Annotated in this window: 8 protein-coding genes; 1 reads left to right on the top strand and 7 read right to left on the bottom strand. The window is 37.5% G+C overall.

The annotated features are described in order from the left end of the window. Positions 1 to 157: 157 nt before the first annotated feature. On the bottom strand, positions 158 to 2,614 hold the full coding sequence (locus BLR17_RS00715) for a glycosyl hydrolase 115 family protein (RefSeq protein WP_066328558.1): 2,457 nt from the start codon (positions 2,612 to 2,614) through the stop codon (positions 158 to 160). Between the two features lie 181 nt (positions 2,615 to 2,795). On the opposite strand from BLR17_RS00715, the gene BLR17_RS00710 reads away from it, so the two are divergent. Continuing rightward, complete coding sequence (locus BLR17_RS00710; protein ID WP_066328562.1) at positions 2,796 to 3,773, top strand: pectinesterase family protein; 978 nt, start codon at positions 2,796 to 2,798, stop codon at positions 3,771 to 3,773. 249 nt (positions 3,774 to 4,022) lie between these two features. Here BLR17_RS00710 and BLR17_RS00705 read toward each other — a convergent pair whose 3' ends face one another. From BLR17_RS00705 to BLR17_RS00680, 6 genes are all read right to left on the bottom strand, one after another. After that, positions 4,023 to 4,775, bottom strand: a complete 753-nt coding sequence (locus BLR17_RS00705; protein WP_066328563.1) for a TRADD-N-associated membrane domain-containing protein — start codon at positions 4,773 to 4,775, stop codon at positions 4,023 to 4,025. Positions 4,776 to 4,840: 65 nt separating this feature from the next. After that, positions 4,841 to 5,821 (bottom strand): hypothetical protein, encoded by a 981-nt coding sequence (locus BLR17_RS00700; protein ID WP_139068378.1) that lies wholly within the window; start codon positions 5,819 to 5,821, stop codon positions 4,841 to 4,843. A gap of 215 nt (positions 5,822 to 6,036) precedes the next feature. Then, complete coding sequence (locus BLR17_RS00695; protein WP_066328565.1) at positions 6,037 to 7,896, bottom strand: rhamnogalacturonan lyase; 1,860 nt, start codon at positions 7,894 to 7,896, stop codon at positions 6,037 to 6,039. Between the two features lie 343 nt (positions 7,897 to 8,239). After that, the gene (locus BLR17_RS00690) at positions 8,240 to 10,369 is read right to left on the bottom strand and encodes a hypothetical protein (RefSeq protein ID WP_066328742.1); all 2,130 of its coding nucleotides are present in this window, start codon (positions 10,367 to 10,369) and stop codon (positions 8,240 to 8,242) included. 4 nt (positions 10,370 to 10,373) lie between these two features. Then, positions 10,374 to 11,453, bottom strand: coding sequence for a glycoside hydrolase family protein (locus tag BLR17_RS00685; RefSeq protein WP_066328566.1), 1,080 nt, complete (start codon positions 11,451 to 11,453; stop codon positions 10,374 to 10,376). A 1-nt stretch (position 11,454) separates the two neighbouring features. Continuing rightward, a complete protein-coding gene (locus BLR17_RS00680) occupies positions 11,455 to 15,084 on the bottom strand; it encodes a DUF4450 domain-containing protein (protein ID WP_066328567.1) in 3,630 nt (1,209 codons plus the stop codon). Positions 15,085 to 15,163 lie beyond the last annotated feature (79 nt).

The raw sequence follows: 15,163 nt of genomic DNA, 5'->3' as shown, positions 1-15,163 counted from the left end.
ATAAAAAAATGGCACACAGATGAAACGGATTTTAGCAGATTATCACAGGTTGAATTTTTTCTTAGTTACGGAAAATCCGTTTTTATCAGCTCAATCCGTGTTATCTGTGTGCTAAATTAGTCCGCTTGCGGACTGTTTTTATAGATATGAGATACCGTTATTTAAATGGTATCTCATATTTTTTTTGCCCTTTAGGATAAATCGCTAATTGGTCGATTACAATTCCGGTTTGATTTACTTCTAATTTAATAGTGTGTTTTCCTGTGTCTTCTATTTTTACAGGAAGGGTGAAAACAGACGCATTTCGCAATACATTTGCTTTCCATGCTGCGTCTCTGTCATAGCTGTTCAACTTGAAAGTTTTGCCGGTATTTGAATCGAATGTAATGGTTGCCTGATGATCCGAATTGTTAGCATGTGTTGGGATAAAACGAACTTCAATTTCGTATTCTCCTGTTTTATCGCTTTCGAAAGTGTAAGTAACTGAAGGTTTTTCGGTTCCAAAAGAGCTTGTTTTTAACGGAAATAAAGTAATGGCAGCATTGCTGTATCCAAATCCTTCTATTGGTTTCCATTGGTAGTTTTTAGCACCTTGACTTGCCGTAAAATCTTTTGCCTGAATAGCAATAGACTCGGTGGTAGAATCTACTTTGCTTTCTTCCATTTTTGGTACATTATCATAATTTATAGCATCAAAAACAGGCAATTTTCTTGGAGTCCTACTCATCATATTAGCCCATTTTCCATTGCTCATTTCAGTATTGTAGTACTGAGTTAGTTTTTCTATTTGCTGGTAACCTTCTTTCGATAAATTTTGGAATTTTTCCTTTTCTGCTTGGTCTTTACTTTCTAAAGACAGTTTCCAATATAGAAATTTATGATTGATGTAAGCCGCCCCTTTTACAGGATAAACTACTAGTTGAAACCAGGCATCTTTTCGCTCATTAGGAATAGATGGAGATAATGTATTTACTTTTTCGACCAATTGATCGTACAATTGGATTCTTCGTTTGGCTTCGGCAGTTGTAAATTCAGAAGGTTTAATAGGAGTAGTAGGCTCCGTTTGGCTCCAGCCCATGAATTCCGGTTTTCTCAGCATGGCTAATCGGTAATACTCGCTCATTACATTGCTTACGTCATTAGCAACGGCATCGTTAAATTCTCTTGCTGCCCAGTCTTTCAAATGGTCATTAATTCCATCTGGTTTTATGGAGTTAATATCCCAGGCCATATCCATGAAAAATTCAAAATCGTATTCGGCAGGTTTGATGTCACCTACATTCACAATCCACATTTTTTTGTCTCCGTTAGCGTAAGCCTTAGCCATTTCAGACCAAATTAAACCCGGTTGCATAGTAGATAACCACAAATAATCATGAGGTCTTCCCCAATAGCTTAAGTGATAATAAATACCGCCTCCGCCAATTCTTTTTTGTTCTTTTTCGTCACTAATTCGTCTGATATAGCCGTAGTTGTCATCAGTCCACATCAGCATAACATCTTCCGGGATTTTCATTCCTTTGTTGTATTGTTCTAATACTTCTTTGTAAGGAATCATTACTTGCGGGATAGATGTAATCGGTTTTTTAAAAGTGGAAGCCAGCATTTCTCGTTGTTTTACAATGATTTTTTCAACCATGTTTTTGGCTTCCTCAGCGTTTTTAGCGCCTTCCATCTGGCTGTCATGAACACCACGCATACCAAGTGTAAAGACTGCTTCGGCTTTGCTGTCGCGAATTTCATTTAATCGGTCTTGCCAGTATTTATTGATGTTTTCGCTATTGGAAAAATAATTAAAAGCCCCCATGGTTTCTTTTTTCCATTCGTCCACATTGTTTCGCATCATCGGTTCGGCATGAGAAGTTCCCAGCAGGATATGGTATTTCTGAGCCATTTCTTTATTGCCTTTAATGCTGAAAAAAGCCTTTGTAGAATCGTGCATTGCCGGCCAGATGGTGTTGGCTTTTAAGCGTAAAAGCAATTGGAATATTTTTTCGTAGGTTTTAGGGCCGATATCGGCTGTTTCTTTTTCGAAAGTTTTGGCCGCCCAAGGCTGTAATCCCCAGTCTTCGTCGTTCAGGAAAATTCCACGAAATTGCACCGAAGGACTTTCGGTAATTCCGTTATCGGGCAGGTTCAAAACCAGTTTTTCTTTTTTAATGTTATTGACATCAGCCCACCATTTCCAAGGGGAAACACCCAGTCTTTCGGCTGTTTCAAAGATTCCAAATACTGTTCCGCGCACATCACTTCCTACAATGTATAAGTTGTTTTTATCATTGCTGATACTGAATTTTTCCCATCCGCCTTTTAAGTTTGATTTTTTATAGTCTTTAAAAAGGTTTTCATTAATTTGACCAATGTAAATTCCTTTTGCATTCTCTGTTTTTTTTGCAACAACAATCTGAGGTTTTTTGCCGGTAATTTCCTGAATATCGTTTGCCAGTTCGTTTACCGCCCATACAACGAGTTCATCCGATTTTGGGTCAATATAAATCGGTGTTACTTCATTTTTATCGGCAATAAGAAAAGAATTTTGGTTTTGTTGACTCCAAAAAAGTTGCGTTGTCAACAGCAGTAATAATAGCAATGAATTCTGAATTTGGTTTTTCATTTAATAATTATTTGGATGAGGTTTTTAAGCTTTTTAATAGCCGTCTAAAATAAGATAATAAGCTCAAAATAAGAAGTGATTTCGTGTTTTTTACAAGATGTAATCGATTACTGAAAGCTGGCTTTTTTTCTTTATTTTTGAAGTTTATTAGTGTTAGATTTACAATTTTAAATTGGTTATAATGAGGAAAATTTTAGTGTTTTTGTTTTTTATTCTTTTGAATAATAATATCCATTCACAAACAGATAAAAAGATAACAGTAGCTCTGGATGGCAGTGGCGATTTTAAAACGGTCCAGACAGCGATTGATGCTGCCAATACTGAAAAAGGAGCTGTTTTGATTTATATTAAAAAAGGGATTTACAAAGAGAAATTAGTTATTCCTTTATCCAAAAAAGGATTGCAATTGATAGGTGAAGACAAGGATAAAACCATTATAACTAATGATGATTATTCGGGCAAGCCCAATCCAAATTCAAAACGAAATTTTGGAACTTCTGATTCTTACACGCTTTTAGTTCGTGCCGATGATGTTCGAATTGAAAATATAACCATCGAGAATTCCTGGTGCGAAAAAGGGCAGGCGGTTTCCTTATGTGCAAAAGGGGAACGTTTTATAATTAAAAATTCGAGAATTTTAGGCTGTCAGGACACTTTGCTTACGGATGGTGATGGATATTATCAATACTACGAAAATTGCTATATCGAAGGAACGACGGATTTTATTTTTGGTCCGGCTGTTGCGGTTTTCCAAAATTGCATCATTAAGAGCAAGATCAATTCGTATATCACGGCGGCTTCAACACCCGAAAATCAGGAGTTTGGTTATGTGTTCTTTAATTGTAAATTGATTGCCGATGCCAATGCAACTAAGGTTTTCTTAGGGCGTCCGTGGCGTCCTTATGCTAAAACGGTTTTTATGAATTGTAATTTAGGAAGCCATATTTTACCCGAAGGCTGGAATCCATGGAAAGACGAGCGCTTTGCTGATAAAACGAAAACAGCTTTTTATGCCGAATACAACAATAAGGGAAAAGGAGCTAAAAACAATAAAAGAGTGGCTTGGTCGCATCAATTAACTAAAGAAGAAGCAGTTAAATACACCCTGAAAAATATTTTTCCTAAAGATGATTTTTGGAAAACTGTTAGTGGGAAATAGCAATTTATTGTGATTTATTTCCTCTTTACAAGAGCTAAAAAGGCACGCAGATTTTGCAGATTTGAGTAGAAAAATCATTTAGTAATCTGCGGAAATCTGCAAAATCTGCGTGAAAATTGAATATTTCGAACGCGAAAGGATTTCTAAGAACCGCGTTATAAACGCTTTGTTTAGTTCTTAAAGTAAGTAGGTACTCGTTGTAAACGAGCACCAGATTGATTCGAGCGGTCTACTCAATTGTGAACAATACTAATTTTCAGTATTTTTTGTCGAACTCCTCGTCATTAAACTAATAATAATTCTTTCTGTTATTTCAAGTTTTTTTGGATTCGAATCCTCTATTTTTTCGCATAATTCTATTGCAAGCATTGTATCTTGAATATTTAAAAGTTCTTTAAAATACAAATTTAATTGTACGAGACTTTTGTTGTAAATGTAAATATTTGATGCTCCAATAAATTCGATTATTATACCTGATATACCTGTAATTATTCCAACAGTTATATTTGGTGTTGTTTGGAAAAAGAGCAACCACGCTCCAGAAATCAAAGTTATCAATCCTATTATAATTGCTGTAATACTCCAACGATAACTACTTCGTGCTTGATTTAAGTTAATTGTATAATACTCCGTTATCTGATTTAAGCTTAATTGAATAGTATTAAAAACATTATTCTCTTGCTGTGTGATTTGTTCAATTATTTTTTCTCTATCTCTTTTAATTTTATTCAGTTCTACTGTCAACCCTTTATTATCAATCTTAATGTCCGTGTAAGATATTAAAGTTATCAGGAACATTATGCTAGAGAAAACTGTAAGAAACGTAATAAATTCAAGAAAATTTGAATCCAAATCTTCGCTTAAAAATATTAATATTCCAATTGAGCATAAAAGTATAGTGGAGAAAACGATAATGAAGATTTTTCTAACTTTCTTATTTTTACGCAATCCTATAATAGTTTCTCTAACAATACTATTTGCTATTTCAAAAATATCTGTCATTCTGGTCTTAGTTTTAAGTATTGCTCACAATGTTCTCTTGTAGCAAGTGTTAGCTGTAGTGTTTTTTATCTTAGTCTTTCTAAATTAGTCATATATCTTTTGCAGTTATGACGATTTGAAATGTCTTTCCATTTCGTTCCAATTGCAACTTTAGATGTCAGAACTATTCCTATTCCTCCAATAATTTCATTAATATATTCAGCACTCATTGTTCCTGTATTTTGCATCAAAATATATGTTGCAAGTGGAATTGAAGTAATACTTAAGCTTTGAGTCAAAATTTCTGATGTTAATTCTGAATAGATATTATTAAATCTTTCTATAAATTCTCGTTCTGTGACACCATTTTGAATATTATTCAAAGAATTGTTTAATTCGACATTAAATGCTCTAATTTTATGTCGATTTCTATTACGAAATTCTATTAAAGTTTGAAATGGAATTTCTGAAATATTTCGAGGAACTATTAAGCCCAAAACTCCTTGAGCAAAACTTCCCCGTGTAATTACATTTCTTGCTATAACTCGTTGATGGTTTAAAAAATTATCAAATTTGTGATTATCCGTTATAATTGATTTGCCTTCTTCAAAGGCAATTTCTTGTGCTAAAAAAGACATAAAAATAAAAGCTAATTCTTCAGTTACATTTATTCCTCCATGTGTTCTCTCCGCTAAACCATTATATATGCAAAAGTTTTCCCATGACATCGAAAATTTTTCTTCAAAAATTTTAAAATCTTTTTGATTTTCTCGCGCAAGTCTTGCAAGATTAGGTCTGTTAAAAAGGTTAGCAAATCGATGTGGATTTCTATCAATATTTTCAAAATACTCTATAGCTTTTATTGATGCTCTATCTCCTTGATCGTAAGATGGCTCATATGGTGTTATTAAATCTGTATCATTAATAATCCTATGGTAATCTTCAGATACATGTTGCCTTCCACTTCGTGGAATTATTGGATTAAAATTTTCAATATATAGCAATGCAAATTTTAACCACGTTGAATTTGGTGGCTCGAATGTTGGAAAGTATATAAGGTTTTGCATGTTATTTATTTGATTTTTTTTAGTTAGGATTTTTTTAGCATTACTGCTAACTTATATATAATTGTTGCAAAGTAGAGTGTCATCCAAAATTAGGTAGATTGACACTATATTTTTTTGTGTTATTTCGCTAAAGTAAATAAAAATAATTTTTCTTACAAAATTAAAAAGCACAGCTTACACTGTGCTTTTTAAAAAATATATTTAAGATAACCGTTTTAAGGAACCAATTTAATATTCGGTTTTGGAGCCGGTTTCATTCCTGTCCCCATATAAAAACTGGTGTGTGGCGGCTGGTTGTAGCCTACGTTTTGCCAGGCAATTGCCAGACGGTATTGCGAATCGTGCATTAGGGTATATTGCCTGATTGCAGTTGGAATCGTAGTGGAATAAATACGCAGTTCGCTATTGTCTTCACTTCTTAAAATAAGCTCTTCTCTCCAGTCGCCTAAAATGTCGGCAGAAAGGGCAGGAGTGGATTTGGTTCCATTATTCGAACGTGCGCCTTCGGCGGTAAATAATCGGCCTTTTCCGTATTTGTCGATATAATTGGAGTTCAGGATTTCCCTTGAAGCATCGCCATCCCAGTAAATGACAAAGTTAGCTGCCCGCGGTGCTTCGCCAATTGCATTTCCTTTGATATCGTATAAACTTTTAGAACCGGACCACCACATTTGAGCGCCCACTCTGCTGGCATCAATATTATCGGCAACACCTCTTCCTACATCTTCATCATCCATGGCGGTGAATAATACTTTTCCATTAGCAGCCGAAAATAACGTTACACCCGGACCTTTGGTTCCTTCTTCGATTTCGTGCACGCCAAAAACCTCCTGACCCGGAATTTCAGGGTCTAAATCGCTTACATGTAGGGCATCGCCATGTCTGAAACCTGTAGTGTACAGTCCTTTTCCGTTGTCATCGACAACCATTGAGCCATAAATAATCTCGTCTTTTCCGTCATTATCCACGTCGGCAACTGAGAGTCCGTGATTCCCCATTCCCGAAAACGGATTGTTCCCATCTTTACTGTCGAAAACCCATTTAGAAGTCAGCTGTTTGTTTTTAAAATCCCAGGCAGCCATCACAATTCGGCCATAATAGCCACGACACATTACCACACTTGGATGTATTCCATCCAAATAGGCAACGCAGGCTGTAAAACGGTCGACTCTGTTTCCGGTGTTGTCATTCTTCCCGTTGCCTCCTTTTCCGCCCCATTTTCCAATATCACCTCTTTCAGGGATATATGGTACAGTAGTCACTATTTTCCCTGTTTTACCATCAAAAACCGTTAGGTATTCAGGTCCTTGCAGTATTTTTCCAAAAGTAGGTGATTTTGGATTCAAATCTCTCCAGTCTCTTGAAGCATCGCCAACAACAGTATTCGAGCTGTCAGTTGTTCCATCGGCAGTTTTACAAACAAATTCTGCTATGCCGTCGCCATCCAAATCGTAAACCATAAATTGGGTGTAATGGGCACCTTCACGGATATTTCTACCCAAATTGATTTCCCATAAAAATTTTCCGTCTAAGGTATAAGCCTGAAAAACGGGCGGATCGGTTAATCCTTTAAATGAATTGTCGGCTCCTTTTCCAGTCATGTGAACGACCAAGTCATAACGGCCATCACCATCCAAATCTGCTGTCGAAGCATCATTTGGCGTGTAGCCTTGTTTTGCTTTTATCGGAATGGATAAATAATTTTTATCGGGACTATTGGCCAGGATTGTAAAACTGCCTTTGGCTTCTTTTTCAACACCGTTTAAAACGGTTTTTACAAACCAGGTATTTTCTTCGCTTGGATTGGCTTTTTCATCTATCAGATTGGTAGCTCCGGTGATGGGTTTGTCGTTGACCAAAACGGCTTTGTTGTTTCCGCTTTTCCGATATAAATTAAAAGCTAAATTATCAGCATCGGTGCCTAAAACGCGCCAGCTAATATAAAAATGACCTTTTTCTTTTACTGCAATCAATCCTCTGTCAAGAGATTCCATTTGCCTTTGGGCGAATAATAAAGAACCGGATAGTTGAAAAGTCAGTAGTATTAGAAGTTTTTTATTCCAGGTGTTTTTCATGGTTGAGGGTTGGTTGGGTTATAGAAAAGCTTTACTTATCAATTTTTATACCATTAGACTGTAAAAAAGTGAAGATGTTTAACGTGTTAGTGGCTTTTTTGTTAAAAAAAGTTTTTTCAGATTCCAATGTCCTTAGCTTTCGCAGTCGAGTGTCAAATGTTTGAAGAATACGTAGAAAGAAAAGCTGTTTGAGCGTAGCGAGTTCTTTTCTTTCAGTATTCGAAAACTAATTTGACCGACGAGGAAGCGTAAGACTTGATTTTTTTGTTTCTTTTTTGATCAAGCAAAAAAGAAATTTTAAACAAAAAATCCTGAGAGTTTTTAATTCTCAGGATTTAGCATATTAAAACATTTTTTCAAGACCTTCCCATTTTACATCCCATTTTCCATCTTTCGGGAAACCCGGATTTTTTTCGGTTGTACCATCCCATCCCGCACACATCATCGCTACAGCTGTAAGCACTCCACCATTTCCGGGTAGATAAATAGGCAAACGACCTTCCTGATAATTGTGTCCGTTAACCAAATACGTATTGGTTTGTACATTCATGAACAAGGCATCAACAGCTTTATCAGGCATTCCTAAACGAGCCGCGGTCATAGCAGTCATTGGGAAATCCCAGCCCCATGTATCTTTCCATGACCAGGTTTTCCAAATCAAATCGAAAGTATTTTTCATGATGGTTTTATCCAATAAAGTGGTTTCCGGCAACATTCCATAAGTTCCAAAAACCGAAGGATGGTCGGTTTTGTATTCCGGATTGGTGTAAGAATCAGTTGCACTTTCGGTAGCTAAATACACATTGTCCTGAACAGGCAATTTTGATAACTGAGCTACCACGTCTTTCCATTTGGCAACTTCCGGTTCGCCTAAACGTTTTTTCCATTCTAAAGCGGTGTTTAGCGCCCAATTCCAATAAGCCAACTCATAAGTAGGATTAAAAGTTTCGTCGGCTTTAAAACGTTCCTGCGCCGGAATTACCCCCGGACCCAGAATGTATCTTTTTTTCTCATTGTCGTAATAAGCAAAAGAAGCCATAAAATCGGCAGTAGCAAAAACGCGTTTTTTGTATAAATCCAAAGTCGCTTTGTCTTTATGATCGCGATACATCAATTCGGCATAAGTAATGAAATGTGGCTGTTGCCAAATTAACAAGGCTCCAATTGAAGAAGGCGCTTCATTACCATCCGGGTCGGTCATTTTTTGCCATCTTACTCCATCATATCCCTGTCTTACGGCAATTTTTTTAGCATTATCATAAACTTTGTTGTACCAAGGCAGACTTTTTTCTAAAAGTGCAGCTCTTCCCCAAAGCGGATAATGAACCCCATGCCACCAGTGCATTTCCAGATGCGGTTTGCCGTACCAGCTGTTGTAAGTTAAACCGGTTTCCTGTGGTGGTTCGTTTCCTGCGCATTGTAGTTTAGTTAGATATTGAGATAAAATGACTCTGCGTTCCAATTCGAAAGCACGGCTGTCGGTACATTTTGAAAAGTCAACGGCAGCTCCGCTTTTCCAGAATTTTTCCCATCCAGTAGCGCTGCTTGATTGTATTGCCGCCACATCAGGAGTTTGCATTTTGCCTTTGTATGCCGGAGCAAATTCGCAGCTGAATTCAAATTGGTTGTCTTTTGGAGTAACAAGATAATAATGCGCTTCTTTTTGAGCAATAGTAGCGTTTCCTTTCCATTTTAGACCAATGTTATAGGTAATCGAATCCATTTTGTGCTTGATAATGGCTTCGTTTTTTTCGTTATTCGAAAGTGTGCTGGTATGAGCTAAATCGGCTTTCCACAAGTTTCCGTTGTCGCCCCATTTCATTGTTGGAAAAGGAATGCGCAGACGGATTTTCAATTGTCCTTTTTTAATTAAATCCGAAACCACCTTAACTCCAATAGCATCTTTTTCCTGATGCGAAGCCGTCCATACTTTTACCGGACTTCCTTCAAAAGTAAAGGAACTTTCAATCTCTCCGGTCCAGACATTAAGTTTTTGTTTGATGTTTTTAATATCGGATGGCTGGGCTAAAGCACCATTTTTTTTGTACAATTCAAATCCTAAATTCCCCAGTTGCAATCGATGGGCATTGGCACGAAAATATTCTACAGCATTTTTAACCTGTTCTGTGGATTTTTGTTGAACAGAATAAGAAACCTGTCTTCCGTTTTGCTGAAAATTTTTTAAGCTTTCTTCAAATTTATAATTTTCAGTATTTGGAACAGCGTCCCATCCCCATTCCGACTGGGTTCCCAGTGGTACTCCCGCCTGATAATAATCGGGAAAAGTTTGTAAACCTGTAGCGTCAACGGTGAAGGCGAAAGTTCCGTTTCCAACAGATAAAGAACCCAAAGTGTCAATTTTTGTGATATTGACATTGTGCCTTGTTACCAATGCTTTTCGGTCTATTTTTTCCTGTGCTTTTGCTGTGGTTAAAAGCAAACACAATGAGACTGCGATGAATACTTTCTTCATAAAATTATAATTTTTGATTGATTTTAAAAATAAAGGCCGAAGCCGTTTCATACTTTCCGCCCTGCGAGGCAGTAAAAAGATAGGTCGGTTTCCCTTTTTGAAATAATAATTGTGGACGTTCCACTCTGCCGTAACGGTTTAAATGTTTTGGGGCAGATGGTTGTGTAATATATTTACTGAGTTCCTGATAGCCAATTTGTGGTTTTGACCAATGTTTGCCGTCTTTGGATTCCATATACAATCCTTTGTCAATTCCGAAAACACCCATGTCCCGGGCTAGCATTTTGAATTTTCTGTCTTCGTACCAAACGTAGGCGTCTTCGCATTGTTGATTGTTTCCCATATTATGAAAATCAACAACCGGATTGCCTTCGTATTTGATATAAGGTCCTTCTAATGATTTGGCTATAGCCAAACCATATTTTCGATTCCCTTTAATCTCAAATTTCGGGTGTACATATTCTTCGGTATCCAATGATTTGTAGTACAGCCAATATTCGCCATTATGTTTTATAAAGGATGGGTTCGTGGTCAATAAATCGTCCCATTCTCCCTCTTTTCCCGGAAGCAGTAAAGGTTCGTCCGGTCTTTTCCAGGGACCGTAAAGGGAATCAGCAGTTGCTAATCCGATGCGTTTTGTATCCATTTTCCCATTCGAATTACCTAAAAAGAACAACGCATATTTTCCATCTACAAAATGAATACTTGGATTATGACAGGTAGTTGCATCCCAATATCCGGTGCCTCTTGGAGAAAGTACGGTGCTTACATATTCGTAAGGACCTTCGGGTTTATCGCCAACGGCATGTGCAATTTCGGAACTGTTAATCCAGCCACCCATGCCTTTGGCTTTTGACCAACGCGAAAAAAATACATGAATTTTTCCGTCCGGTCCTTCAATTGGACTGTTGCACCAAACATAATAACCTTCAAATTCCAAAGCGCGACCGACGGGACTCAGGCTTTTTTCGAAGTCTGAAAGCTTGGGTTGTTCATCAGAATCAGAAAAAGGATGAGCCTGCATAGGAAGAAATGCGCCTAATGAAGCCAGAAATGTGGTGCTGATAAATTCTTTTCTATTCATCTTATTCGCGGTTCAACGTTAAACTCATGATACCTATGACAACTTCATTGGCAATGGCTTTTATTTCTAAGCTTTTTAAGTTTTTATTTTTGTTCAGCGGTACATCAATAATTGTTCCAGCACCGCCTTCTACACCAAAATCACTAAAACCTTTAATCGATTTAAAATCCTTAAAGTCTCTGCTAATCGTTCCCGTTTTTAGATAGACTCTTGGCGGTTTTTGAGCATTGGTGGTAAAAGCATAGCCGTCGGTATAATAATCTTGTTCGATAGGCCACCAATTTTCCGGATTTTTCAGTTCCAGTTTTTCGCTGCTTCCATCGCTGTAAGTTACTACAATTTCACCATTGGTAAATCGGCTTTGCATCGGATTAGTCGTTCCTGCCATTATCAGATAAGCGTGAGAGGCTTTTCCCGAAAGGGGAATTGCAACTGATTTAGGGAAATTATCCCATTGTGAAATAAAAGCAATGTTTTTCTTGTCAGCGCTTGAAGGTGTTGCAAACGGAACTCCCTGCGGGCTGATTAATTGATTATTTGTTCCTGCCTTAGTTCTGAGTCCTGCATCATCAATTATAGGTTTTACCAGAGGATAACACCAGTTGCCAATGCCCTGAGTAGGGATTTGAAGGCTTGGCGATTGCGCTCTTGGGCTGAGGTATTTGTTTTCAAAAATATTCGTGATTTTATCATTGAAAATTCCGTCCAGTTTTACAGTCTCCCAGTTTGTTTTTGAATTGGCTTGAATGTCCCAGTTAGTGAAATTTAATTTTGTTTTGGAACCATCTTCAGCAGTTATTTCAACGGCATTTGTTCCCGAAACCAGTTGGTCTAAAGGAATTTCAATATTGTTTTCTGAATTGGCTTTTAAACTAATTTTTGTGCTGTTTGCTTTTTGATTCGAAATAATTAATCCATTTACCGTTTTTGACAAGTTGTTTTTGATTGTCACAACCGCATTTTCTCCTTTTATTGAATTGGAAACAATTTCTAATTTTGGAGTGATTTTAAGGTCAATCGCCTGCCACCAAATCATTTCTTTTTGTTTCAGTTTTACAAAGAAAGATTTGTTGCCAATACCATTCGCCACAGAATTGATTTCGTTATTGCTTACAACAGCGTTTACCAATGCGTTTTGGGTATCTTTTATTTCTAAAATTGTAGCTTTATTAGTTGTGATTTTGATGTTTTCGCCTTCGCAAATGGAGGAAACCGCAGTTGGCTGTTCTAAAAGTTCATTGCTCCAAACGATTTCAACCTTATACGAATTGGCATAAGGACTTTCGATACTGATTTTTGGACTTCCAATATTCGCCTCAATTATTTTATATTGAACTTCTTTTCCGTTAACGATAATTTTACTGATGTTTTCGTGAGTGGCATTGACCAATAATTGCAGATTCATTTTTGTTGCAAAATGAGGTGTGATTTGGTAAATGTCGGTGTTCTTTGTTCTTTCAAAAGCAAAAGAAACATCAGGAATTTCAAGCGAAGCATGATTCCATGATTTAGGCAATCCGGGCTGAATAGTTAAAGTATTTTTAAGTGCATCAGGTTGAACTCCGAAAAGCCCTTCTACTAAAGTTCTTCCAGCCATTCCCACCGGGTCGGCAAAGTCGCGATACAATTCGCCACGAATCGCATCCTGAAACAATAATTGTTCAAATCCACCCGGCGAAGCCCCCAGATACATGCTTTCGATTAAGCCACTTTTCCAAAGTTTATATGCTTTTTCCGATTGTCCTCCCTGCCAGTACGCTAAGGATGTGTGCAAAATTTCCGCCAGAGCTACATTGTTTAGTGACCAGGTGTAAGGCTGCCAGTTGGTTGTGGATATCAGTTCCAGATTGTTTTTGTCTAAACCTTCGGCAGCAACCGGGATATGAGGAATTTCAGTATCTACATAGCGCAGGGCTTGGTAAGCTTGAAACGGATTCGCAATTTCGCTGTCTAACGCGTGATAAATAGTCCAGATTGCAGGAGTGTCATGGGTGAGTTTGTTGCCCAAAAGGTCTTTATATTCTGCAAAAGTGCCTTTGTTGTTTTTCCATAATTTTTCCTGAATTGCCTGATGAATGTGAGCGGTTTCTTTGGTGTAAGGAGTGCTGTCTTCGCCTACAATTTGGGCTAATTCCGCCGCCATTTTATTGGCATAATAATTATAAGCCGATGTATGAGTCACACCGCCACCGCTGTATTGAAGGGCATCACTGGCCCATATGGCAGCATAGGCATCATAGAGTCCGTCGCCGTCTACATCGTAATTTCTTTTTTCCCAGGCCAGATGCCTTTTGATAACCGGCCATATTTTTTTCAGAAAATCAACATCTCCCGTCCATTTAAAATGACGGATTAACTGGTCTATAAAAACCAAATTCATGTCATAATGATGTGCTACTTTGTTGTTGTTAGGATTACGGCTTATATAACCACTGCTGAACATCGAAGTACCCATTTTTTCCAGTTGGCGCGCATAATTTCTGGTAGTATCAGGAACGATAGGACCAGATTCAGGTTCGATTACCTGTGAGTTTCCATAACTTTCAAAATGTGTTTTGGCTCTGTCATGCCAGCCCAACGGATCGGCAACATAAGCGCCGCGCCAGGCGTTTAAGTACATACGCCAGGCTACAGCTCCATGCAAATAAGCCGGATTTTCCCAGATGGCATCGGCAGCCATCGCTAATGCACCACCCAAAGTGTTGATGTAAGGATCGGGTGTGTTTATTTTTATGCGGTTTGCTAAAATTTCGCTTTGAGCGAGTGCTTTTTTGAATTTTTCAGCTACTGCTTGTTCGCTGGTATTTTCAATTTTAGCAGTGTTTTCGAACAACCAATAATTTCCTTCTTTCGAAAATTGGTTCAGTTGTCCAACAATCATTGGAACCGAATCTGCTTTCGAATTATAATTTTCTAAAGGTGTTTTTAGGAAATTGGCACTAGCCAAATGTACTTTCGAATCCGGAAAAACAGCGTTGATTAACTGATTGTTTTCAGTTGCTTTTTTACTGCTCGCAGAACCATAGAAAACACTAAAGCTGTTTTTGTTAATCTGGTATTGATTGTTGATGCAATATTCCGGTTGTAAATAAAACACCGATTCCGGGTCTCCGCCAATATCGCCGTTTCGGGAGAATTTTTTACCGCTGGCACCACCATAAGCCCAAATTAGCGAAGTGTTTTTTGGAATGTTATTTCCAATGACTTTTAGGATAAAACCATCACTATCCGCCAGAGCAACAATTTGAATGGTTAAAGTCGCATTGGCAAGTAAAGCATCTTTTATTGCATATTCAACCGTTCCGGGAGTGTATTTGGTATTTATTTTATCGGCTTCGGTAATCCATTTGCTGTTTTTTCCGTTGGCTAAGCCTAGTTTTAAATTCCCACCCATTCCCGGCATGTACATAGCAAATTCAGGTAAATCGCCGGCTTCAACCCTGAAAGCGGTGTTGCTTCCATATAAGGCACGGTTGAATTTTCGGGTTCCGTTTTGTAAAACAAAACTTTTGCCTTCGGGTGTATAATGGATTTTTCGTTTTTCTCCATGCCATAAATTTTGACTTTGAGCCGTCAAATTAGATAGAGAAAAAGAAAGCAGTAGCAGGGAAATAGCGGTTTTGGATTTCATTATCGAACGATTGTTTTTTGCCACGAATTCACGAATTTTATTTTAATTAGTGAAATAATAAAAGATAAACCTCAATAAT

Source organism: Flavobacterium glycines (assembly GCF_900100165.1).
Classification (GTDB): domain Bacteria; phylum Bacteroidota; class Bacteroidia; order Flavobacteriales; family Flavobacteriaceae; genus Flavobacterium; species Flavobacterium glycines.
The sequence above is the reverse complement of the archived record's forward strand: the minus strand, read 5'-3'. Positions and strand labels throughout refer to the sequence as shown.

Excerpts from the sequence above, each read along its gene's own strand:
- BLR17_RS00715 (WP_066328558.1), bottom strand. The coding sequence starts at position 2,614 with ATGAAAAACCAAATTCAGAATTCATTGCTATTATTACTGCTGTTGACA.
- BLR17_RS00710 (WP_066328562.1), top strand. The coding sequence starts at position 2,796 with ATGAGGAAAATTTTAGTGTTTTTGTTTTTTATTCTTTTGAATAATAAT.
- BLR17_RS00705 (WP_066328563.1), bottom strand. The coding sequence starts at position 4,775 with ATGACAGATATTTTTGAAATAGCAAATAGTATTGTTAGAGAAACTATT.
- BLR17_RS00700 (WP_139068378.1), bottom strand. The coding sequence starts at position 5,821 with ATGCAAAACCTTATATACTTTCCAACATTCGAGCCACCAAATTCAACG.
- BLR17_RS00695 (WP_066328565.1), bottom strand. The coding sequence starts at position 7,896 with ATGAAAAACACCTGGAATAAAAAACTTCTAATACTACTGACTTTTCAA.
- BLR17_RS00690 (WP_066328742.1), bottom strand. The coding sequence starts at position 10,369 with ATGAAGAAAGTATTCATCGCAGTCTCATTGTGTTTGCTTTTAACCACA.
- BLR17_RS00685 (WP_066328566.1), bottom strand. The coding sequence starts at position 11,453 with ATGAATAGAAAAGAATTTATCAGCACCACATTTCTGGCTTCATTAGGC.
- BLR17_RS00680 (WP_066328567.1), bottom strand. The coding sequence starts at position 15,084 with ATGAAATCCAAAACCGCTATTTCCCTGCTACTGCTTTCTTTTTCTCTA.